20 protein-coding genes and 1 pseudogene are annotated in these 18,987 nt (G+C 72.5%); 12 read left to right on the forward strand and 9 right to left on the reverse strand.

Annotated features, from left to right (window positions below; all coding sequences use genetic code 11):
• Positions 1 to 92: 92 nt before the first annotated feature.
• Complete coding sequence (locus JNW89_RS02385; protein WP_238447477.1) at positions 93 to 350, forward strand: substrate-binding domain-containing protein; 258 nt, start codon at positions 93 to 95, stop codon at positions 348 to 350.
• 42 nt (positions 351 to 392) lie between these two features.
• On the forward strand, positions 393 to 1,037 hold the full coding sequence (locus tag JNW89_RS02390; RefSeq protein WP_238447478.1) for an N-acetyltransferase: 645 nt from the start codon (positions 393 to 395) through the stop codon (positions 1,035 to 1,037).
• Here JNW89_RS02390 and JNW89_RS02395 read toward each other — a convergent pair.
• Positions 982 to 1,776, reverse strand: coding sequence for a Stf0 family sulfotransferase (locus JNW89_RS02395; RefSeq protein ID WP_238447479.1), 795 nt, complete (start codon positions 1,774 to 1,776; stop codon positions 982 to 984). The genes JNW89_RS02390 and JNW89_RS02395 overlap by 56 nt on opposite strands.
• Positions 1,777 to 2,249: 473 nt before the next feature.
• Between JNW89_RS02395 and JNW89_RS02400 the strand changes: the two genes are divergently transcribed.
• From JNW89_RS02400 to JNW89_RS38500, 3 genes and pseudogenes are all read left to right on the forward strand, one after another.
• Complete coding sequence (locus tag JNW89_RS02400; protein WP_238447480.1) at positions 2,250 to 2,750, forward strand: hypothetical protein; 501 nt, start codon at positions 2,250 to 2,252, stop codon at positions 2,748 to 2,750.
• Positions 2,751 to 2,853: 103 nt separating this feature from the next.
• The gene (locus JNW89_RS02405) at positions 2,854 to 3,075 is read left to right on the forward strand and encodes a hypothetical protein (protein WP_238447481.1); all 222 of its coding nucleotides are present in this window, start codon (positions 2,854 to 2,856) and stop codon (positions 3,073 to 3,075) included.
• A 137-nt stretch (positions 3,076 to 3,212) separates the two neighbouring features.
• A pseudogene (locus JNW89_RS38500) lies at positions 3,213 to 3,680 on the forward strand (SDR family NAD(P)-dependent oxidoreductase); the annotation flags it as partial.
• 188 nt (positions 3,681 to 3,868) lie between these two features.
• Here the strand turns inward: JNW89_RS38500 and abc-f are convergent.
• Positions 3,869 to 5,506, reverse strand: a complete 1,638-nt coding sequence (abc-f, locus tag JNW89_RS02415) for a ribosomal protection-like ABC-F family protein (protein WP_238447483.1) — start codon at positions 5,504 to 5,506, stop codon at positions 3,869 to 3,871.
• A gap of 412 nt (positions 5,507 to 5,918) precedes the next feature.
• Here abc-f and JNW89_RS02420 point away from each other — a divergent pair, with 412 nt between their 5' ends.
• On the forward strand, positions 5,919 to 8,063 hold the full coding sequence (locus JNW89_RS02420) for a hypothetical protein (protein WP_238447484.1): 2,145 nt from the start codon (positions 5,919 to 5,921) through the stop codon (positions 8,061 to 8,063).
• Between the two features lie 125 nt (positions 8,064 to 8,188).
• Here the strand turns inward: JNW89_RS02420 and JNW89_RS02425 are convergent, their stop codons facing one another.
• The 4 genes from JNW89_RS02425 to JNW89_RS02440 all read right to left on the reverse strand — a co-directional run bounded on the left by JNW89_RS02425 (position 8,189) and on the right by JNW89_RS02440 (position 9,845).
• Positions 8,189 to 8,353: a hypothetical protein gene (locus JNW89_RS02425; protein WP_238447485.1), complete on the reverse strand. Its 165-nt coding sequence runs from the start codon at positions 8,351 to 8,353 to the stop codon at positions 8,189 to 8,191.
• Between the two features lie 85 nt (positions 8,354 to 8,438).
• Positions 8,439 to 8,645 (reverse strand): helix-turn-helix transcriptional regulator, encoded by a 207-nt coding sequence (locus JNW89_RS02430; protein ID WP_088962527.1) that lies wholly within the window; start codon positions 8,643 to 8,645, stop codon positions 8,439 to 8,441.
• Positions 8,645 to 9,103, reverse strand: a complete 459-nt coding sequence (locus tag JNW89_RS02435) for a DUF2975 domain-containing protein (RefSeq protein ID WP_238447486.1) — start codon at positions 9,101 to 9,103, stop codon at positions 8,645 to 8,647. Before JNW89_RS02435 ends, JNW89_RS02430 begins: the two co-directional genes overlap by 1 nt.
• 244 nt (positions 9,104 to 9,347) lie before the next feature.
• A complete protein-coding gene (locus tag JNW89_RS02440) occupies positions 9,348 to 9,845 on the reverse strand; it encodes a MarR family winged helix-turn-helix transcriptional regulator (protein ID WP_238447487.1) in 498 nt (165 codons plus the stop codon).
• Positions 9,846 to 9,928: 83 nt separating this feature from the next.
• Here JNW89_RS02440 and JNW89_RS02445 point away from each other — a divergent pair, with 83 nt between their 5' ends.
• The 4 genes from JNW89_RS02445 (at position 9,929) to JNW89_RS02460 (ending at position 12,331) form a co-directional block, all read left to right on the forward strand.
• Complete coding sequence (locus JNW89_RS02445) at positions 9,929 to 10,705, forward strand: FMN-dependent NADH-azoreductase (RefSeq protein WP_238447488.1); 777 nt, start codon at positions 9,929 to 9,931, stop codon at positions 10,703 to 10,705.
• The gene (locus tag JNW89_RS02450) at positions 10,675 to 11,055 is read left to right on the forward strand and encodes a VOC family protein (protein ID WP_238447489.1); all 381 of its coding nucleotides are present in this window, start codon (positions 10,675 to 10,677) and stop codon (positions 11,053 to 11,055) included. Before JNW89_RS02445 ends, JNW89_RS02450 begins: the two co-directional genes overlap by 31 nt.
• 67 nt (positions 11,056 to 11,122) lie before the next feature.
• Entirely contained in the window at positions 11,123 to 11,854 is a 732-nt protein-coding gene (locus tag JNW89_RS02455; protein ID WP_238447490.1) for a DUF4184 family protein, read from the forward strand.
• Between the two features lie 57 nt (positions 11,855 to 11,911).
• On the forward strand, positions 11,912 to 12,331 hold the full coding sequence (locus tag JNW89_RS02460; protein ID WP_238447491.1) for a nuclear transport factor 2 family protein: 420 nt from the start codon (positions 11,912 to 11,914) through the stop codon (positions 12,329 to 12,331).
• A 50-nt stretch (positions 12,332 to 12,381) separates the two neighbouring features.
• Here the strand turns inward: JNW89_RS02460 and JNW89_RS02465 are convergent, their stop codons facing one another.
• Together JNW89_RS02465 and JNW89_RS02470 are read right to left on the reverse strand one after the other, a co-directional pair.
• The gene (locus JNW89_RS02465) at positions 12,382 to 14,211 is read right to left on the reverse strand and encodes a glycoside hydrolase family 15 protein (RefSeq protein WP_238447492.1); all 1,830 of its coding nucleotides are present in this window, start codon (positions 14,209 to 14,211) and stop codon (positions 12,382 to 12,384) included.
• A 131-nt stretch (positions 14,212 to 14,342) separates the two neighbouring features.
• Complete coding sequence (locus tag JNW89_RS02470; protein ID WP_238447493.1) at positions 14,343 to 14,747, reverse strand: VOC family protein; 405 nt, start codon at positions 14,745 to 14,747, stop codon at positions 14,343 to 14,345.
• An 817-nt stretch (positions 14,748 to 15,564) separates the two neighbouring features.
• Here JNW89_RS02470 and JNW89_RS02475 point away from each other — a divergent pair.
• Positions 15,565 to 16,623, forward strand: coding sequence for an endonuclease/exonuclease/phosphatase family protein (locus JNW89_RS02475; RefSeq protein WP_238447494.1), 1,059 nt, complete (start codon positions 15,565 to 15,567; stop codon positions 16,621 to 16,623).
• A 712-nt stretch (positions 16,624 to 17,335) separates the two neighbouring features.
• On the opposite strand, the gene JNW89_RS02480 is transcribed toward JNW89_RS02475, so the two are convergent.
• Complete coding sequence (locus JNW89_RS02480) at positions 17,336 to 18,295, reverse strand: DUF2336 domain-containing protein (RefSeq protein WP_238447495.1); 960 nt, start codon at positions 18,293 to 18,295, stop codon at positions 17,336 to 17,338.
• A gap of 411 nt (positions 18,296 to 18,706) precedes the next feature.
• Here JNW89_RS02480 and JNW89_RS02485 point away from each other — a divergent pair, with 411 nt between their 5' ends.
• The gene (locus JNW89_RS02485) at positions 18,707 to 18,901 is read left to right on the forward strand and encodes a hypothetical protein (RefSeq protein ID WP_238447496.1); all 195 of its coding nucleotides are present in this window, start codon (positions 18,707 to 18,709) and stop codon (positions 18,899 to 18,901) included.
• The last annotated feature ends 86 nt before the right edge of the window (positions 18,902 to 18,987 follow it).

The raw sequence follows: 18,987 nt of genomic DNA on the forward strand, positions 1-18,987 counted from the left end.
CGGCCGCACCACCTCCGGCGGCCTCACCGACAGCACCGGCCGCGCCGGCCTGCGCCGGCTGATGCGCCGCCTGGCCGGACACCGACGCCGTCGTGGCCATCACCGACGCCGTGGCGATCGGGGCGCTGAGCGCCCTGGCCGAGAACGGGGTACGGGTGCCCGACGACGTCGCGGTGGTCGGCTTCGACGACGCTCCGGCCGCCGCCTCGGCCCTGCCGGCCCTGACCACCGGCACCCATCCGGTGGAACGGATCGCCGCCGGGGCGGTGCGCGCACTGCTCACCGGGGACGCCGCCGCCGACCGGCCGGTGGTGCACCCGTCGGCGCTGATCCGGCGGGGCAGCGCCTGAACGGCTTGCGGTGCAAGCGGTTCCACCCCGTACCGTCCCGGCATGGACAGCACCGCCACCGCCATCCGCCGCTACACCGACCGCGACCACGACGCGGTCTACGACATCTGCGTCCGCACGGCCGACGCCGGCGGCGACGCCCGCGGCCGGTACGCCAGCGACGACCTGATGCCCGACCTTTTCGCCGGGCCGTACCTGCACCTGGAGCCGGAGCTGGCGTTCGTGCTCACGCACTCCGACGTCGTCGTCGGCTACGTGATCGGCACGGCGGACACGCCCGCCTTCGTGCGGGCCTACCGGCGGGAGTGGATACCGCGGCTGGCCGACAGGTACCCGGTGCCGACCCGCCCGCCGGCCACCCCGGACGACGAGATGATCGCGCTGCACCACCGGCCGGAGCGGATGCTGCTACCGGAACTCGCCGGCTACCCCGCCCACCTGCACATCGACCTGCTGCCCGGGCAACAGGGCCGGGGTCACGGCCGGCGGCTCGTCGAGACGTTCCTGCGCGCCGCCGCCCGCGCCGGAGCGCCCGGGCTGCACGTCGGCATGGTCACCGCCAACGTGCGGGCGCGCGGCTTCTACGACCGGCTGGGCTTCCACGAGATCCCGGTGCCCGACCCCGGTCCGGTCACCTACCTCGGCCGGACGACGCGGGTGCCGGCGCCCGTCGACACCGCCCGGTAGCGGCGGATCCACTCCCGGTTGAGCTGGTCGGCCTGCCGCCGGTGCGGGGCACGACGGCGGCCCCGGCGGGCAGCGTGAGCCCGAGGAAGTCGAGGACGGCGTGGGTGACGCCGACCAGGTCCGCGTCGAGGTCCTCGTAGGACACCACGTACGGCCGGACGCCGGACGCGACGAACCACGCCCGCCACGCCGCGTCGTGCCGGCCGATCACCTCGACCAGCCGGCCGATCGCGTCCGCGTCGAAGTTCGGCACACCCCCACCGCCGTCGCCACCGCTGATCTCACCGTCGCCGCCCAGGTACCAGGTGCCGGTCTGCTCGGCGCGCAGCCAGGACACCGCCTGCGCGACGACGTCGTCGCGCCGCAGGTACACGAATCGGGTACGCCCGAAGGCGCGGTCCAGCAGCGCCAGGTCCGCGCCGGCGAGGCCCGGATACACCGTGGCCAGCCGGTCAACCAGCTCGTCGAGCGTCCCCCACATCAGCTTCGCCCCGAACACGCCGTTGTCGGTACGCCCGGCCGCCAGCGCCGCCGCCAGGTACTCCCGGTAGTCGAGGCTCCCGTCCGGACGCCGGGCGATCCCCCAGCGCTCGGCCCACAGCGGTTCGTCCGGCACCCGGAAGTACGCCTGCGGGCGGCCGGCGACGCCGGTGGAGGCGAGCAGCCCGAGCAGCAGCGAACTGCCGGTGCGGGGCGTGGCGCAGACCAGGTAGGAGTCGACGGGGTCGCGGCCGGTCACGCCGTCGAGGGTAGGCCGGCCGGGCGGGTGCGTTTCAACCACTTTTCCTGCGGGCGCACTGGCGCGGCGGTCCCGTCACGCCAGGTCGGTCAGCACCGCCTCGACCGCCCGCCGGCCCAGGGCCGCCATCACCGGGTTGGTCTCCCGGTAGTAGGTCAGCGCAGTGACTGCCGGGGAGCGGATCCCCGTGCGTCCAGACCGGGGGCCCGTCCCACTGGGGCACGGCGAGCGCCTGCTCCCAGGCGGCGAGCAGCGCGTCGGTGTCGACCAGGCCGCAGGCCGCCGCCGTCCACTCGCCCACGTACGCGTCCCGCGCCCGCAACGGCCCGCTCCGGTCCCTGTCACGCCGTGCTCCGCCGGCGCGGCCTAGCTCGCCGGGTGGGGAACCGATCCTCGATCTTCGAGCGCGGCACCTGGTCCGCGATCGGGTCGCGGGGATCACTAGCCTGGTGCCCGGCAGGCCAAGGAGGGATGTGGACCAGCTCTGGACAGGGGAGCCCCACGACTACGGCGATGTCCACGCGAGACTGCCGGCGGGCGCGACCGGCTTCGGCGTCCGGCCGAACGACCCGGACGGCGGCTTGCGCTCCTTCCGGACGGTCTGCCACGACGCCGCCCGGCGCACCGGCGGTGCCGTCACGAGCTGCGCGGCGGCCGGCGTGACGCCCAGCTTCGACACGGTCGTCATCGTGCGCGGCGACCGGGCGGTCACCGTGCTGCGGCACACCCTGCTCCCGCTGGTCGCCCTGGCCCGTCCCCGCTGCGCCGGTGACGCCGGCGTGGCCTTCGTCGACGACGCGATGCTGGCAGCGGCCCTCGCCGAGGTCTCCGGCCTGCGGGTGCTCTCGGTCGCACAGCTGCACACTCCCCTGTCGCGGGTCGACCTGACGGCGCTCACCGCCGACGAACACGCGCAGCTGGCCTATTGGAAGCCGGACACCCTCGGGGACGTGCTCTTCAACCTCTGGGACTAAGCCGGCTGGCGGTGCCGGCGCCGCCGGGCCACCGGTACGAGAGGGCGGCCCCGACCGACGGTGACGGGCGACTAGCCGCCCGCTCGGCGGGTACGCGCTGCCCATGGGTAGCCAGAAGCACAACAAACACGACAGCGGTGGCGAATCGGCCCGGGGCCGACGGCACTCGGGCAGCGGCGCGCCGGGGCGGCAGGGTTCGGAGGTCGAACGCTCGCCCTCGCGCCGGCACGAGCGGACCGCGACCGGCCCCTCGGGCAGCGAACGCGACCACGGCCGGTCCAAGGTCGCGCACGAAGGGCGGGTGCACCGGCAGGGCACCGGCTGACCCGGGCGCCGCCGTACGCGCGTCCCGGTTCCACCGCCGGACGGTGCGTACGGCGCGCAGCGGGGGAAACTGCCGGGGTGACCGAGGACCGCACCGCCGTGGTGACCGGCGCCAACCGGGGTATCGGGCTGGCCGTGGTGCAGCAACTGCTGGACCGCGGCTTCGTCACCGTGCTCGCCTGCCGCGACACCGGGCGGGGGGAGGCGGCGGCGGCCACCCTCACCCCCGGCCCGGGCCGGGTCCTGGTACGCCGGCTGGACGTCGGCGACGACGACAGCGTCCGGGCGTTCGCCGCCGGCCTGGCCGACGCACCCGGTCGGGTGGACGTCCTGGTCAACAACGCCGGCATCCACTACGACACCGACCAGGACCCGGCCGGCGCCGACGTCGGGGTGGTCCGGGAGGCCTTCGAGGTCAACGCGCTCGGGGCGCTGAAGGTGTCCCAGGCCGTCCTGCCGTTGATGCGCCACCAGGGGCCCGGCCGGCGGATCGTCAACGTGTCCAGCGGCGCCGGCTCGCTGAGCGGCATGGGTGCCGGCACCCCCGCGTACGCCATCTCGAAGGCCGCGCTGAACGCGGTCACCCGGCTCTTCGCCGCGCAGCTCGCACCCGACGGGATTTTGGTCAATTCCGTCTGCCCGGGCTGGGTCGCCACCGACATGGGCGGCTGGGGCGCCGCCCGGTCGCCGAGGGCGCGGCCGGCGTGCTGTGGGCCGTCGACCTGCCCGACGACGGACCGACCGGCGGCTTCTTCCGCGACGGCCGGCCCGTCCCCTGGTGATCCCGGTAAAGGTCAGTCGGGCTCGGGCGCGCCGGTCTCCCGCAGCTCTCCCCCGGCGAGCCGCAGCCAGCGGTCCACCCCGATCTCGGTGAGGAACCGCTGGTCGTGGCTGACCACCACGAACGCGCCCTGGTATGCGCCGAGCGCGCTCTCCAACTGGGCGACGCTGACCAGGTCGAGGTTGTTGGTCGGCTCGTCCAGCAGCAGCAGCTGGGGGGCCGGCTCGGCGCACAGCACGCAGACCAGGGTGGCGCGCAGCCGCTCCCCGCCGGAGAGCACCCCGACCGGCAGGTGGATCCGGGAGCCCCGGAACAGGAAGCGGGCGAGCAGGTTCATCCGCTCCGCCTCCGGCGTTCCGGGCGCGAACGCGGCCAGGTTCTCCGCCACCGTACGATCGAGGTCCAGCAGGTCCAGCCGCTGCGACAGGTACGCGATCCGCCCGTCGGCCCGCCGCACCCGGCCTCCGTCGGACTCCAGATCACCGTGGACCAGACGGAGCAGGGTGGACTTGCCGGCGCCGTTGGGCCCGGTCAGCGCGATCCGCTCGGGCCCCCGGATCACCAGGTCGGCACCGTCGGCGGCGAAGAGCGCCCGGTCGCCGTAGCGGACCTGCATCCGCTCGCCGAGGAAGACGGTGCGCCCGGCGGGAACGTTGGTGCCCGGCAGGTCCAGCACGATCCGCTGCTCGTCGCGCAGGGCGCGGCCGGCCTCGTCGAGCCGGGCCCGCGCCTGGCTGACCCGGGCCGCGTGCGTCTCGCCGGCCCGGCCGGCCGACTCCTGGGCGCCGCGCTTCATCGTCCCGGCGAAGATCTTGGGCAGCCCGGCGCTCTTGAGGTTGCGGCTGGCGTTGCTGGCCCGCCGCTCGGCCCGCTCGCGGGCCTGCTGCATCTCCCGCTTCTCCCGCTTGACCTCCTGCTCGGCGTTGCGGACGTTGCGCTCGGCGACCTCCTGCTCGGCCCGCACCGCGTCCTGGTAGGCGGTGAAGTTGCCGCCGTAGGAGCGGACCTCGCCCCGGTCGAGTTCGAGGATGCGGTCCATCCGGTCCAGCAGCGCCCGGTCGTGGCTGACCAGCAGCAGGCAGCCGGGCCAGTCGTCGAGCAGGTGGTAGAGCATGCGCCGGGCGTCGAGGTCGAGGTTGTTGGTGGGTTCGTCGAGCAGCAGGACGTCGGGCCGCTTCAGCAGCTGCGCGGCGAGGCCGAGCGAGACGACCTGACCGCCGCTGAGGGTGTCCAGCCGGCGGGTCAGCGCGACGCCGGCGAGCCCCAACCGGTCCAGCTGGGCCTGGGTGCGCTCCTCGACGTCCCAGTCGTTGCCGATCGTGGTGAAGTGCTCCTCGCTCGCGTCGCCGGCCTCGATGGCGTGCAGCGCCCGGAGCACGGGGGCGATCCCCAGCACCTCGGAGACGGTCAGGTCGCCGGCCAGGGGCAGGCTCTGCGGGAGGTAGCCGAGCACCCCCTCGACGGTCACCGACCCGCCGGTGGGCCGGCATTCCCCGGCGATCAGCTTGAGCAGCGTGCTCTTGCCGGCGCCGTTGGGGGCGACCAGCCCCGTGCGACCACCGCCGACGGTGAACGACAGGTCCTCGAAGACGGGAGTGTCGTCGGGCCAGGAGAAGGAGAGGTTGGAGCAGATGACGTACGCGTCGGACATGCGAGGACCTCGGGTGTGATGCGGGCGTGCGACAGCCGCCCGGCGGGCAACAGGGGTTGGTCGACGACGGCACGGCCCACCGGCGGCGGGGCGCCTGCTACGCGCCTGCCGGTGGCCGACCATGTCCGGTCTCACCCGGAGATGTCGTCGTCACCCGCCATGTCTGGTCTCCCTGTCCCGATCACTCGCCGCCGACATTACCAGCAGCCGATCCGGTGTCCGGCGGACGACGGGACGCGGGAGGTGGGCCGTGCCGGTCGAAGCGCGGCCGGGGATGTCCACCCCGGCGCGTGACCTTCCCGGTTGGCGCCCGCCTGCGCGGGTAGTCACCCCCGCCAGCCGGCTGCCGGGTGGCTCGTCCTTCGGCAGCCGTCCCGAACTGCTGGCCGCGCCGCCCGGGGGTCGCAGGCCGATGACGGACACCGCATCCGGTGAGCAGCAAGCGCCGGACGACGTCGTCGAACTGCGGGTGCACGGGGTCTCGGGCGCCCGCGCCGATCAGGTGCTCGACCGGCCGCACACCCATCAGGTGGCCGGCGACCGCAGCGGCGGCTTCTTCCGACCGAGGCCGGGGTACCCGGACAGCACCGGGCCGGGGGGCGTGGTGCTGGAGGTGTACCGGTGGAGCGACCTGCCGTCGGGCACCGCCGCCCGGACGCTGTCCCTGGTCTTCCTGCTCCCGTTCATGCTGAGCAACGTGGCGATCTGGATGCGGCCGGCACGGCGGGGGCCGGGCTCGGGCATCAAGGTGCTGTGCCGGCTCCTCGCGCTCAGCCTCACCGTGCTGTACACCCTGTCCGCCGCCGGCGTCGCCCTGGACCTGATCGCCTGGAAGTGCATGGGCTCGGCCCGCTGCATGACGGGCCGCACCTGGCTGTCCTGGCTCGGGGGGCACCCGGTCGGCCTGCGGCTGGCGGTGCTGGCCGTGGTACCGATCGGCGCGGTCGGGCTGGTCTGGCTGCTGGGCGCCCGGCCCGGCCGCTCATACGAGGGCTTCCGGGTGCCGACCGGCGACCCGGAGGGCGACCGGCTCAGCGCCGTCGGCCAGTGGGACGCCATGCCGATGGTGGGCCGGCTGCGGGCGATCCACATCGCCGCCGCGCTCGCGGTGCTCGACCTGACCCTGCTCACCGCGCGCGGTGTCGGCCACCCCTCGGTCGCGACGGTCGGCCTGGCCGTCCTCGCCGTGCTGGTGCTGGGGGCCGGCGCGGCGCTGCTCTGCGCGCCCGAGCTGCTGGAACGGCCGGAGACGGCGCACACCACCGACCGGTTGACCGTGGCGCTGCGCATGGTGGCCTGCGCTCTGACCGTGGCGACCCTCGGGGTCGTCGCACTGGACCGGACCCCGTGGCCGCTCTCGGCCGGGTTGCCCGGGTACGGCCGGATCGTCGGTTGGGCCGTCCTCGCGCAGATGGCACTGCTGGCGGCCCTCGCCGTGCTGGCCCCCTCGCTCGGCCGCCGGGACGGTGGCGGGTCGCTGCTGCAGGGCCTCGGCGCGCCGGTGATCGCGGCCTTCGCGGTCGGCCTGTCGAGCGCGTTCTCCACCGAGCTGGTCTACCGGACGGCGTACTTCCTCAACCGGCGGGCGATCACCGGACGCCCGGAGGACCTGGCGGCCCCGCCGCTGGCCTACAAGTGGGCGCTGTTCACCTTCTTCCTGAGCATGATCGTGGCGGTGCTGGTCGCCGTCGGGCTGACCCTGCTCTCCCTCCGTGGTCGCCGACGGGCGGCGGCGGCCATCGTCGCCAGGGACTTCCCGGCAGCCCCGCCGGAGGCGGCCGACCGGCTGCGACGCGTGGCGAAGACGATCGCGCGGGCGCGGTTCACCGAGCGGCTCGGCCCGCTGGCCGTCGCGTGCGCCGGCCTCGCCACGCTCGGCCTGGCCACGAGCCTGCTCGCACTGTTCGGTCTGCAGCCGAGCCCGCTGGCGGAACGGCTGCTCGGGGTGCCGTCCGGGTTCGTGAACTTCGGGCTGACCGTGGGCAGCTATCTCATCGCCGGTCTCGTGCTCGCCCTGGTGATGGGCGGACTGTTCGCCTACCGGACGGCGGAGTTCCGCCGGTACGTCGGCGTGGTGTGGGACCTGGGCACGTTCTGGCCCCGGGCGGCCCACCCCTTCGCGCCGCCGTGCTACGCCGAACGGGCCGTACCCGAGCTGGCGAAGCGGATCTGCTACCTGGCCGAGCGGCACACCGGCGTGCTGCTCAGCGGCCACAGCCACGGCTCGGTGCTGCTGGCGGCCACGGTGCTGCAACTGCCGCCGCAGGTACGCCGGCGGGTCGCGCTGCTGACCCACGGGTCCCCGCTCGACCGCCTGTACGCCCGGCTCTTCCCCGCGTACCTGGGCCGCGACGTGCTGCACGAGGTGGGCGAGCGGGTCGGCTGGCGCTGGCTGAACCTGTGGCGGGAGACCGACCCCATCGGCGGCTGGCTGTTCGCCGCACACCGGCCCGGTGACCCGCCGACCCGGGCGGCCCGAGCGGACGGGTCGACCGGCGGCTGCGGGACCCCGAGGACGTGGTGGCGCCCCCGAGCGACAGCGTCCCGCCCCCGATGAAGGGGCACTGGCCGTGCGAATCCGACGAACGCTTCGCCGCCGCGGTCCGTGAGCTGGCCGACCGGCTCCGGGCCGAAGCCCGGCGCTGACGCCGCCGGGCGGGGACGAAGCCACCGTGGGTTCTGCTACCTGCCGCGTCGGACGGCCCGCACGCCGAACACCACGGTGCCGAGGACGAGCACGACGCCCAGGAGCTGGAGGCCCGGCGAGTCATCGGCCTCCCCGTACACGATGCCGGCAACGCCGATCGCGACGGCGAGGAGGGCGACGAGGGCGAGGACGTACTTCATAGGGGTTCCTTTCCGAGGCCGGATCCGGCCGGTGAGCGGGTCGACGTGGCCGAGGTGTTCGGTGGTTGGCACGCGGTGCGCCGAGTCAGTCCTCGACCCACTCGAGCAGGTCACCGGGCTGGCAGTCGAGCACCCGGCACATGGCTTCCAGGGTGCTGAACCGGACGGCTTTGGCCCGGCCGTTCTTCAGCACCGCCACGTTCGCCGGCGTGAGCCCGACGCGTTCGGCGAACTCACCGACGCTCATTTTGCGTTTGGCCAGCTCGACGTCGATGCGGACGACGATGGGCATCAGATCACCGCTTCCATGTCGGTGCGCAGTGTCGTGGCCTGCCGCAGCAGGGCCCGCATCACCACCATCAGGAGCCCCAGCACGGCGACGCCCACCAACATCAGGAAGAGCAGGAGCGGCAGGCCGGGGTCGGACGCGTGGAAACCGACATAGAGGAACACGCCCAGCAGCACCACCCAGGCGGCGACGATCGCCCAGACGATCGCGTCCACCCACGCCAGGGCGGCGTCGCTGAAGATGCGGTCGTTCTTGACCAGGGTGAGCAACTTCCAGGTCGACACGATCACCACCTGGATGCACAGCAGCCAGAACACCGAGACGGCAGTCATCGGCCACCGGAGGTAGGCGTGGTCCGGGGACTCCTGCGCCATGTGTGCGAACTGTCCGGGCAGGGAGAAGGTCTGGAACATGACCAGGATCCCGAACAGCAGCACGAGGAAGACTCTGAGCGGGGCCACCGCTCGATGCTCAGTGAACATGCATCGACTATCGCTCTGAACCTATCGAAAGTCAATCGGTACGGCGATCTCCTGAGGGAGCGTCGGTCCCGGCCGTCACTCGTCCCCCGGCCCGGTGCGACGGTGGTTCGTGGGGGCGCCAGCACCACCGGACCGGCACCTCCGCCGAGATCGGACACCGCAGCGGGCCGAAGATCAGCCAGGAATTGGGTACCGCCCGGGCGCCGCCAGCAGGCGGGCGGCGTCAGCAGGCCGGCCCGCCCGCGGCCGAGCATGACGGACCGTCCGCCGCCCCGGCGCAGGACGCCGGACCGCCACCGACCGCCCGCTCCAGCAGCTCGTAGAGCGTCTCGCGCTGCCGCTCGTCCAGCGCGCCGAGCACCTCGTCCTCCACCGCCGCGAGAGCGCACTCAGCCTGCCCGAGGCGCTTCTCTCCGGCGGAAGTCAGCTCGACGACGTGCCGGCGGCGGTCCTCGGGAGAACGGCGCCGTTCGATCAGCCGCTCCGCCTCCAGCTCGTTGAGCAGCCCGACGATGTTCGTGCCGTCCATCTCCAGCGTGCCGGCGAGGGCCTGCTGGCTGCTGCCGCCCTGTGCCCGCAGCACCGTGAGCGCGACCAGGTGCCGGGGCCGCAGCCCCAGCGGCGCCAGCACCGTCTCGGCACGCAGCCGCATCCGCCGAGCGAGGTGGTCGAGCAGGGGCGCCGAGCGGTGCTCGGGCTGGTCGACCGGTACGGCAGGCATGTGACCAAGCCTACCGTCGCCGCCCACGACCCACGTGCTACAAATGATTGGCACTGCACCAATGAATTATGAAGGGCAAACCAATGGCACACCTGTTGCACATCGACTCCAGCATCCAGGGGGACCGGTCGGTGAGCCGCCGGCTCACCGACCGCGCGGCCAGGGCCTGGCGCGCCGCGCACCCCGGCGGCACGGTCCACTACCGGGACCTGGGCGCCGATCCCCTGCCGCATCTGGACCACGCCGGCGGCCTGGCCCGGATGACCCCGCCGGAGCAGCACACCCCGGCCCAGCGGGAGTCCTGGGCGCTGACCGAGCAACTGGTCGACGAGCTGCGGCGGGCCGACACGGTCCTGCTGGGGCTGCCGCTGTACAACTTCGCCGCCCCGAGCAGCGTCAAGGCGTGGGTCGACCACCTGATCGCGCCCGGCCTGGCCTACGACCCCGAGACCCAGGCCGGTCTCCTGGGCGACCGCGAGTTCATCGTGCTGGCCACGCGCGGCGGCGGGTACGCCCCCGGCACGCCACGCGAGGGCTGGGACCACGCCGAGCCCTGGCTGCCGCACGGCCTGGCGATGACCGGCCTCCAGCCGCGCTTCATCACGGCGGAGCTGACCCTCGCCGGCGTGAACCCGGCCATGGCCGGCCTGGTGCCGCTGGCCCAGGAGAGCCTCGCGGCGGCCGAGCGCGCCGTCGACGAACTCTGGGTCCGGCCGCCGCCGCGGCCTAGCCGAGGCCGTCCACGCGGGGAGTGGTCCGCCCCACCCGGCCACTCCCCCGACCGCGCCCGGGGCTGCGCGGACCCGCGACAGGCACTACCTTGCGCGGCATGCATCGCAGCCGCATCTACGCCGTCCTGATCGACGCCCCGCACGCGCAGGCCGCCCAGGCGGCGGCCTTCTGGTCGGCCGCCCTCGGCGTCCCCACCGAGGCGGACCCGGAGCACCCGCAGTTCGTCGGCCTGCACGGCGCCCTGCCCGGGCTGGTCACCGCCGTGCAGGCCGTCGACGACGCGCCCCGCTTCCACCTCGACTTCGAGACCGACGACGTCGAAGCCGAGACGGCCCGGCTGGTCGCCCTCGGCGCCACCCAGGTGGCCCGGTGGCTGGACTGTCGCATCCTGCGGGTGCCGGGCGGGCACCTGGTCTGCGTCCTGCCGGTGGAGAGCCCGCCCGAGGTCTTCGACGCCCAGGCCCGGACCTGGCCCTGACAGCCACCACCTGACCCGGCGCGGTGCGGGACAGCCGGGCGGGGCCGCGCGTGGGTAGCGTACGGCGGTGCCGCTGACCTTTCCCTCACACGCCGCGCTGCCGCTGCCGCTGAAGCTCTGGCGCCCCCGCTGGTTCGACGGCGTGGCCCTCGTCGTCGGCTCGGCCGCACCGGACCTGGCCTACGCCCTCGACGGTTCCGGACTGCCCGTCTTCCCGCTGTCGCACCAGCCAGCCGGGCTGATCCTGTTCTGCCTGCCCGTGACTCTGCTCTGCGCGACCATCGTGCGCGCGGTCGCGCCGACCGTCGCGGTACACCTGCCGCACCGGCCGGCCGCGCTGGCGCTGCGCGACTACGGCGTGCTCGGCGTCTCCCGACCCGGCATGGCGGTCAGCGCCGTCTCGGCCCTGCTCGCGGCCGCGACCCATCAGGCGTGGGACCGGCTGACGGAGCACGCCGTCGGATGGGACTGGACCTCCACCGTGCTCGGTGCGCTGGCGACGCTGGCCCTCGCCGTACACGTCGGGCGTCGCCGGCTGTTGCGGGAGTGGCACGGCGAGGCGCCCGGCGCTCCGGCCCGGCCGCGCCTGTTCTGGATCGTCGCCGCGTCGGTCACCGCCGCCGGGGCGCTGGTCGCGTCGCGACTGCCGGGCGCGTTCCTGCCGCACACCACCGGGGCCCGGCTGATCGGGGCGCTGGCGCTCGGACTGGTGGCCGGGGCGGGGGCGACAGTCCTGCTCGCGCGATCCGCCGGGAGGGGCATCCCTGACGGACGACACCAGGTGACTCCCGGCCGGTGATAGCGTCCAGGTGCGCAGGCCAAGACGCACACCTCCGTTCGGACGGAAGGTTGGGCCATGGATGAGACCGTCGCCCGGGCGATGATCGAAGCCCACTTCGAGGCCTCCAACGTCAGCGCTCCCGGCGGCGGGCCGGGCGACGACATCGCCCGCGCGTCCGAGATCTACGCCGACGACGCGGTGCTGGAGTGGCCACAGGGCGGCGAGCGCGTCCGCGGCAAGGCCAACATCACCGCCCTCCGGTCCAGCTACCCCGCGCGGCAGGAGTTCCAGCTGCACCGGACCGTCGGCTGCGGCGATCTGTGGGTCAACGAGTACACCATCCGGTACGACGACCGGCCGATGATGGCCGTCGGGATCATGGAGTTCCGCGACGGCAAGGTCGTCCGCGAGCGGATCTACTTCGGGGAGCCCTGGGAGCCGCCGGCCTGGCGGGCACAGTGGATCGAGCGGATGGATCCGGCGACCCGGTCCTGAAAGAAGGCCAGCAGCGCCGACCCGCCGGATCGGGTCAGCCGCATGGTGGGCTAAGGGCGGGCGTCGAGGAGTTGGTCGAGGTTGACGGCGGTGCTGATCAGTGACAGGTGGCTGAACGCCTGCGGGAAGTTGCCGGTCTGCTCGCCGGTCGGCGCGATCTCCTCCGAGTAGAGGCCGAGGTGGGTGCTGTAGGTGAGCATCTTCTCGAACGTGAGCCGGGCCTCGTCGAGCCGGCCGGACTGGCCGAGTGCTTCGACGTACCAGAAGCTGCACATGGTGAAGGTGCTCTCGTTGCCGGGCAGGCCGTCGGGCGAGGCGGCCGGGTCGTAGCGGTAGACGAGGCTGTCGGAGACGAGTTCGTCGTCAATGGCGCGCAACGTCGACTGCCACATCGGATCGGTCGGGGTCACGAATCCGATGGACGGCATCGCGAGCAGTGCCGCGTCCAGCACGTGGGTCGCGTAGTGCTGCACGAAGGCGCGGCGTCCGGGGTGGAAGCCTCGGCTCATGATCTGGTCATAGATCTGATTGCGCGTACCCACCCATCGGCTGGTGTCGCCCGGTCGTCCGCGGCGGTGCGCGAGTCGGACCGCTCGGTCGAGGGCGAGCCAGGACATCAGGCGGCCGTAGGTGAAGTCCTGGCGGCCGCCGCGGGTTTCCCAGATCCCGTCGTCGGGCTGGTCCCAGTTGTCGCAGAGCCAGTCCATGAGCTTCACGGTGTTCAGCCACCCCTGGTGGGAGGGCTGCAGTCCGTGACTGTCGGCGAGGTGGAGGGCGTTGAGTGCCTCGCCGTAGATGTCGAGTTGCAGCTGGTCGGCCGCGCCGTTGCCGACCCGTACGGGTGCTGAACCGCGGTAGCCCTCCAGGTGGTGCAGCGTCTCCTCGGCGAGGTCGGGTGATCCGTCGACCCGGTACATGATCTGCAGCGGCACGCCGCCATCCTCGGCGTCCTGGATCCGGTCGTTCATCCAGTGCATGTACTGGGCGGCTTCCTCGGTGAAGCCGAGGCCGAGCAGGGCGTGCACCGAGAATGAGGCGTCACGGATCCAGGTGTAGCGGTAGTCCCAATTGCGCTGGCCGCCGATCTGCTCCGGCAGTCCGGCGGTGGGGGCGGCGATCAGGGCCCCGGTGGGCGCGTAGGTCATGAGTTTCAGGGTGATGGCGGATCGTTCGACCATCTCCCGCCACCGCCCGGTGTAACGGGAGCGGTCGAGCCAACGCCGCCAGTAGTCCCGGGTCTCCTCCAGCAGATCGCGGGCCTCTCCCGGGGTGTAGGCACGCGGCGGGTCGGTCGAGTTGGTTTCCAGCACCACGCCGCCGGCCTCGCCCTCGCGCAGCGTGGCCACCACGCAGATGCCCTCCGTGCTGCGCCGCCGTTCGTGCTCCTCGCTCAGGCGCTCGGCGTACCGGATGACGTTCACGGTGAGCGACAGCGTCGGACCGTGGAAGACGCCGCCGTCCGGGCAGGCCTCCAGCTCGTGCGGGTCCCGGCCGTAGTTGAACCGGGGTTGGCAGTCGAAACGGAACCGCATGCTGCCCCGCACCACCCGCAGCATCCGGACCAGACGGTGCCGGTCGGTCGCCCGATCACCCGCGACCGGCATGAAGTCGATGACCTCGCCCACTCCGTCCGCGCTGAGGAAGCGGGTGATCAGGATGGGCGTGCCGGGCAGGTAGAGCTGCTTGCTCACGTAGTCGACACCGTCCGGCGAAATCTGGAAGTAGCCGCCCTTGTGGCGATCGAGCAGGCCGCCGAAGATGCTCGGCGAATCGAACCGCGGGGCGCAGAACCAGTCGATCGTCCCGTCCCTCGTCACCAGCGCCGCCGTCTGGAGATCACCGATCAGGCCATGGTTCTCCACCGCGGGATATGACTCCACCTGTTCGTCCCCCACTCATGCCAGCCGTTGCGCGGTCCCCCACTCATCCCAGCCGTTGCGCGACTGCCCCGGACCGGACGAGGCACGCAGGGGCGGCTCCTGGTTGATCGCGAGGAGAGCCGGTCCGGCACTCACCACAGCCGGCCGGGGAAGCGCGTGGTGACCTCCTGGAGAAGCCAGCCATTGCCGTCCGGGTCGTTGAACGAGGCGAACGAGAAGTAACTCGCCCGATCCGGAGCCAGCCCGGGGACCCGCCCTTGGGCGTTCGCCAGGGGCAAGCCACCGCCTTCGGCGTGGAAGACCTCGCTCACGTCGATGCCGCGGCCCGCCGCCTCGGCCCGGGCCGCCTCGATGTCGTCCACGACCAGGCACAGGCCCTGCATGGAGCCAGGCGCGGCCGTGGTGAGGCTGGGGCCCAACATGATCGAGCAGTCCGACCTGGGCGGTGTCATCTGCACCACCCGGGCATCCCCCTCGCCCTTGTCGATATCCTCCCGCCAACCCAGCGCACTGTAGAAGTCCTTGGCCCGACCCACGTCGCGACGGGCAGCACGATGAACTCGAGCTTCATGTCCATGATTTCGGCTCCTCTCCCTGCGACGGCACCGACGCGCGAACACCGTCGGTGCCGGCACCCATGGCTGGCCCCCTGGGCCCATCCTTGACCAGCCGTGCCCGAAAGAACGCGAAAACTCGAAATGCCAAAACTGTCGGTGACCCCGTCGATCAAGTTTGGGATCGGGGAAAAACCTGGTCCCGATCACGGCCCGGCGGAGCTCTCACCCGGATGTCACCGAGCGTGCGGCCGACCGGCTCGGGAGGCACTGCCGAGGGTCGGCGCCCGGGGCTTCGGCGCCTGTCGCGCCGCCGTGAGGCTCGATCAATGAGCCGTTGCTGCACCTTGCTGCTGCACAAGATCATCGCCGCCGCCCGACCTGCTCCTCCGCGACACCTGTGCTGTAGGAACGGTCACCGGTGTCCCCGCTCGTCCGCTGGCGTCCGCTCCGATCCTCACTCAGTTGGTCACTCGGGTCCTGCGGTCGCGCTGTTGCCTCGTACTGCGGTCACTGGCCGCGATCAGGCCGTCGTACGAACGGGGCCAGCCGCTCCCCCTCCTTGAGGCCATCCCGCCGGTAGCGGTAGCGGTAGACGAGCCCTGTCACGATCCCGACGGAAGCCGCCGCAACAACACAGCGGAGGACTCCGCCACCGCTGTGCCAGATCTACCGCAACGGGGCCCGGCACTACGAACTGCGCCCCGAAGCGATCGACGGCGGCTACTGCCCGAGAATGTATGCCGCCCCTCCAGGACCCGAGGATGCGGCAGTGACCGGCGGTGAGCGAGGACAGACGATGACGCAGGTGGCCACGGCGGAGACCGGGCAGGGCGGCGCCGGGACCTGGCACGCGCACATCCGCCGCGCGATACGCGCCGCCTCCCGGCCGGGCCCCTGGAAGCGCGGCCGGGTGCTCGCGGCGCTGGCGCTGCTGCTCGGGCTGCTCATGCTGCTGCACGCGAAGATCCCGAACCGGATCGGGAACCTCGGCAGCCTGGTGGAGACCTTCCTGCCCTGGTTCGGTCTGTTCATCCCCGTACTGCTGATCGGGGCGCTGTGGCGCCGCTCCGCCTCCGCGGTGGCCGCGCTGCTGCTGCCGGTCATGGTGTGGCTGAACCTCTTCGGCGGGCTGCTCGGCGACAAGTCCCACCCGGGCGGCGACCTCACCGTGGCCGAGCACAACGTCGGCGCCGGCAATCCCGACCCGGCCGGCACCGCCCGCGACCTGGCCGCCTCCGGGGCCGACGTGCTGGCTTTGGTGGAGCTGACCGAGCAGGCCCGGGGCACGTACGAGAACGAGCTGGCGAAGGTGTACCCGTACCACACGGTGCAGGGCACGGTCGGGCTGTGGAGCAAGCTGCCGCTGTCGGACACCCAGCCGGTCGACACCAAGATGGACTACGGGCCGCTGGCGGACACCAAGCCGGTCGACGTCAAGATGGCCTACACCCGGGCGCTGCGCGCCACGGTGACCACGGACCGGGGTCCGCTGGCGGTGTATGTGGCCCACCTGGGGTCCGCACGGGTGAATCCCAGGGCGGGCTTTTGGACGGTCCACCGGGACAGAAACGCGCAGGCGCTCGGCGAGGCCATCGCCGCCGAGCAGAACGAGCGGGTGGTGCTGCTCGGCGACCTGAACGGCACCATGGACGACCGCGCGTTCGCCAGCATCACCTCGCAGCTGCGCTCGGCCCAGGACGAGGCCGGGAACGGCTTCGGCCTCACCTGGCCGGCACAGTTCCCGGTGGTACGGATCGACCAGATCCTGGTCAGAGGCGTGAAGCCGGAGAGCTCATGGGTGCTGCCCGCCACCGGCAGCGACCACCTGCCGGTGGCGGCCCGAATCACGCCCTGATCACGGCGTTCCGAAGCCCGGTCAGGGCCGCTGACCGACGTGTGAGTGGGCCGCCAGGGCCCGAACCCTGAACCCCTCCGGCGGTCCGCGGATCACTTCAGATCGGGCGCATCCGCTGCCTGGCCTGGGCGAGGTCCCTCGTTGCCTTACAGGTTTGGCAGCCCTTGTCGGGGTCACTTGTGCCCGCCTTGTGCCCGATGATCTTGCTGAGGCGGCCGGAACGCTCTCGGTGACGGTCGTGCCGGAGTGCCCTCACAGGTCCGCGATCAGCGCACCCGCTCCGGCCCGTGCTCCTGAGCGGCGCCGTCGCCATGGACCAGATCTTCGACGCTGAGGGCGTAGTCACTCAGGTACGACAAAGGGGCCGTCTCGATTCGCCGAGATGGCCCTCACCTGCGTCGGGACGGCCGGATTCGCGCCGGGCCAGGGGAGTCGTTCCCTACAGCCGAGCGGCGCCGTGACGGGACGGCCGCGCTGCCACCGCGTCCCGGGGTCCTCACCGACGGTCGACGCCGGGTGAGCAGCAGCCCCTCGGGCGATCATGCCCAGGCCGAGCAGCGGGTACGGCCAGTTGTCGACGCCATTGAGCGGTACGAGGTGGCACCGCTCTCACCGCCGAGCGCCGCTGCTCACCTGATCCGGTTCCGGACTGAACCGGGGGCGTCCCGACGCGTGCCCGTCCTGTATGGCCGCGGCAGACATGCCGCCGGCCTCAGCGCGCGGCGCCGCCCGGCCGACCTGGGCCGGTCCCAGAGCGCCGGTGACCGACGCGTGGAGCCCTGATCACCGGGGCGTTGCCAGACGCCGGGCGGAAATCCCGCGCGGCGCCGGCCACCATATCGTCGGGATCGCGACCGAGGGCCTGCCGGATGTGCGACGGGATGACCTCGGATGTTGCCATTGCCAGTCGGACCTGCACCGAACGGTCGTGAACCAGGCGTTCCAGATCCGCCTCGTCCAGCTGGACCGCGCGGACCAGCGCGGCACGGACGTCGACCACGGGGTCCTGGGCAAGCGCCCTGCGCTGCTCAGCGGTGGTCCGCGGGTTGCGGGCGACCCCCTTGCGTACGCGTACGGTGCGATCGGTCATCAGGGCGGCGATCACGTCGGGGTCGTGGGTGTGAGTGGCGAGTCGTTCCCGTACCTCGGGTGAGACGTCGTCGATCAGCCTTGCGGCCAGTTCGGGCTCCAACTCCCGCATCTCCGCGAGGAGACCACGAAGCTCCTTGTCGGGTGCCTCTGACATCACCCGGCGAACCGACTCATCGCAAGCCGGGTTGCCGGCGACCGCCCAGCGGACCCACCGGTCGGGGTCTTTGACGAGACGCAAGAGATTGGCGACCGAGGTCGAAGGGTTTCTCGCCACAGCCTCCCGGACCTGACGATCATGGTCCCGGGTCAGCGGTCGCAGTGCCTGCGCGGGTGCGTCGGTCCGGGCCGCGACCGCCTTACGGACCACGGCCGACGGGTCGGACGCCAAGTCGAAGAGGGTCATCTGTGGCGTTGCGGGGTCCTGCGCGAGGGCAAGCCGCGCGTCGGCGCTGCCACCGCTCGCACGGTGGGCGGTGGTACCTGACCCGCGGTGACCGTCGGGCCCGTCGACGTCCTGCTGCTTCCCCATGGGCGCAATCATGTCACGGGCTGACTGGGGCAGCGCGAGCCTGACCAGCACGTTGACGATGGTCGAAGCGTTACCTCGCGGATGCGCCCTCTGGTAGGTCAACAGTGACGTAGTTCCCCGGCGGTAAGTCTCTGGATGAGCGCAAGTTGTTCTGTGGATCTTGTTCGTGCGCTGCACCGCGATCCCGTGGCGTGCCGGCCGTCGCGGCACAAAGTTCGCAGCGTCTCGGCCGAGTAGGGCGGTTGAACGTCCTTGGGCGCGAGGAGCGGACGTGATCGGGCACAGAATAGGCGGCGCGGTGGCGATCGTCCTCGCCCACCAGCGACCGGACCTCGTCGGCCAGCTGGTGCTCGTGGAGGCGAACCTGGACCGAGCCCGGCGCCGAAGGTCGGCGGAAGCGGCATCAACACGTACACCGAGGCCGATTTCCTCGCCGGCGGCTTCGCCGAGACACTCGACCGGGTGCCGCTGTGGGCCGCGACCATGCGGCTCGCCGATCCAGTCGGCCTCTACCGCAGCCCGGTGCACCTGGTGGCGGCGACCCGGCCCACCATGCGCCACATGCTGGTGCGCCTGCCGATGCCGCGGACGTTCATCCGGCGCGCAGGGCGCCCCGATCCGGGACCCCGACGACCTCACCGCGGGTGCGCGTGGTGATGTGCCGGACGCCAGCCACAACGTCATGCTGGACAACCCGGAGGAGTTCGCCCGGGTGACCGCCGCCGCGATAGGTCGATGTCCGT

Source organism: Micromonospora sp. 4G55 (assembly GCF_016803375.1).

Excerpts from the sequence above, each read along its gene's own strand:
- abc-f (WP_238447483.1), bottom strand. The coding sequence starts at position 5,506 with ATGTCCGACGCGTACGTCATCTGCTCCAACCTCTCCTTCTCCTGGCCC.
- JNW89_RS02475 (WP_238447494.1), top strand. The coding sequence starts at position 15,565 with ATGACGCAGGTGGCCACGGCGGAGACCGGGCAGGGCGGCGCCGGGACC.
- JNW89_RS02440 (WP_238447487.1), bottom strand. The coding sequence starts at position 9,845 with ATGCCTGCCGTACCGGTCGACCAGCCCGAGCACCGCTCGGCGCCCCTG.
- JNW89_RS02450 (WP_238447489.1), top strand. The coding sequence starts at position 10,675 with ATGCATCGCAGCCGCATCTACGCCGTCCTGATCGACGCCCCGCACGCG.
- JNW89_RS02405 (WP_238447481.1), top strand. The coding sequence starts at position 2,854 with ATGGGTAGCCAGAAGCACAACAAACACGACAGCGGTGGCGAATCGGCC.
- JNW89_RS02460 (WP_238447491.1), top strand. The coding sequence starts at position 11,912 with ATGGATGAGACCGTCGCCCGGGCGATGATCGAAGCCCACTTCGAGGCC.
- JNW89_RS02390 (WP_238447478.1), top strand. The coding sequence starts at position 393 with ATGGACAGCACCGCCACCGCCATCCGCCGCTACACCGACCGCGACCAC.
- JNW89_RS02445 (WP_238447488.1), top strand. The coding sequence starts at position 9,929 with ATGGCACACCTGTTGCACATCGACTCCAGCATCCAGGGGGACCGGTCG.
- JNW89_RS02430 (WP_088962527.1), bottom strand. The coding sequence starts at position 8,645 with ATGCCCATCGTCGTCCGCATCGACGTCGAGCTGGCCAAACGCAAAATG.
- JNW89_RS02420 (WP_238447484.1), top strand. The coding sequence starts at position 5,919 with ATGACGGACACCGCATCCGGTGAGCAGCAAGCGCCGGACGACGTCGTC.
- JNW89_RS02425 (WP_238447485.1), bottom strand. The coding sequence starts at position 8,353 with ATGAAGTACGTCCTCGCCCTCGTCGCCCTCCTCGCCGTCGCGATCGGC.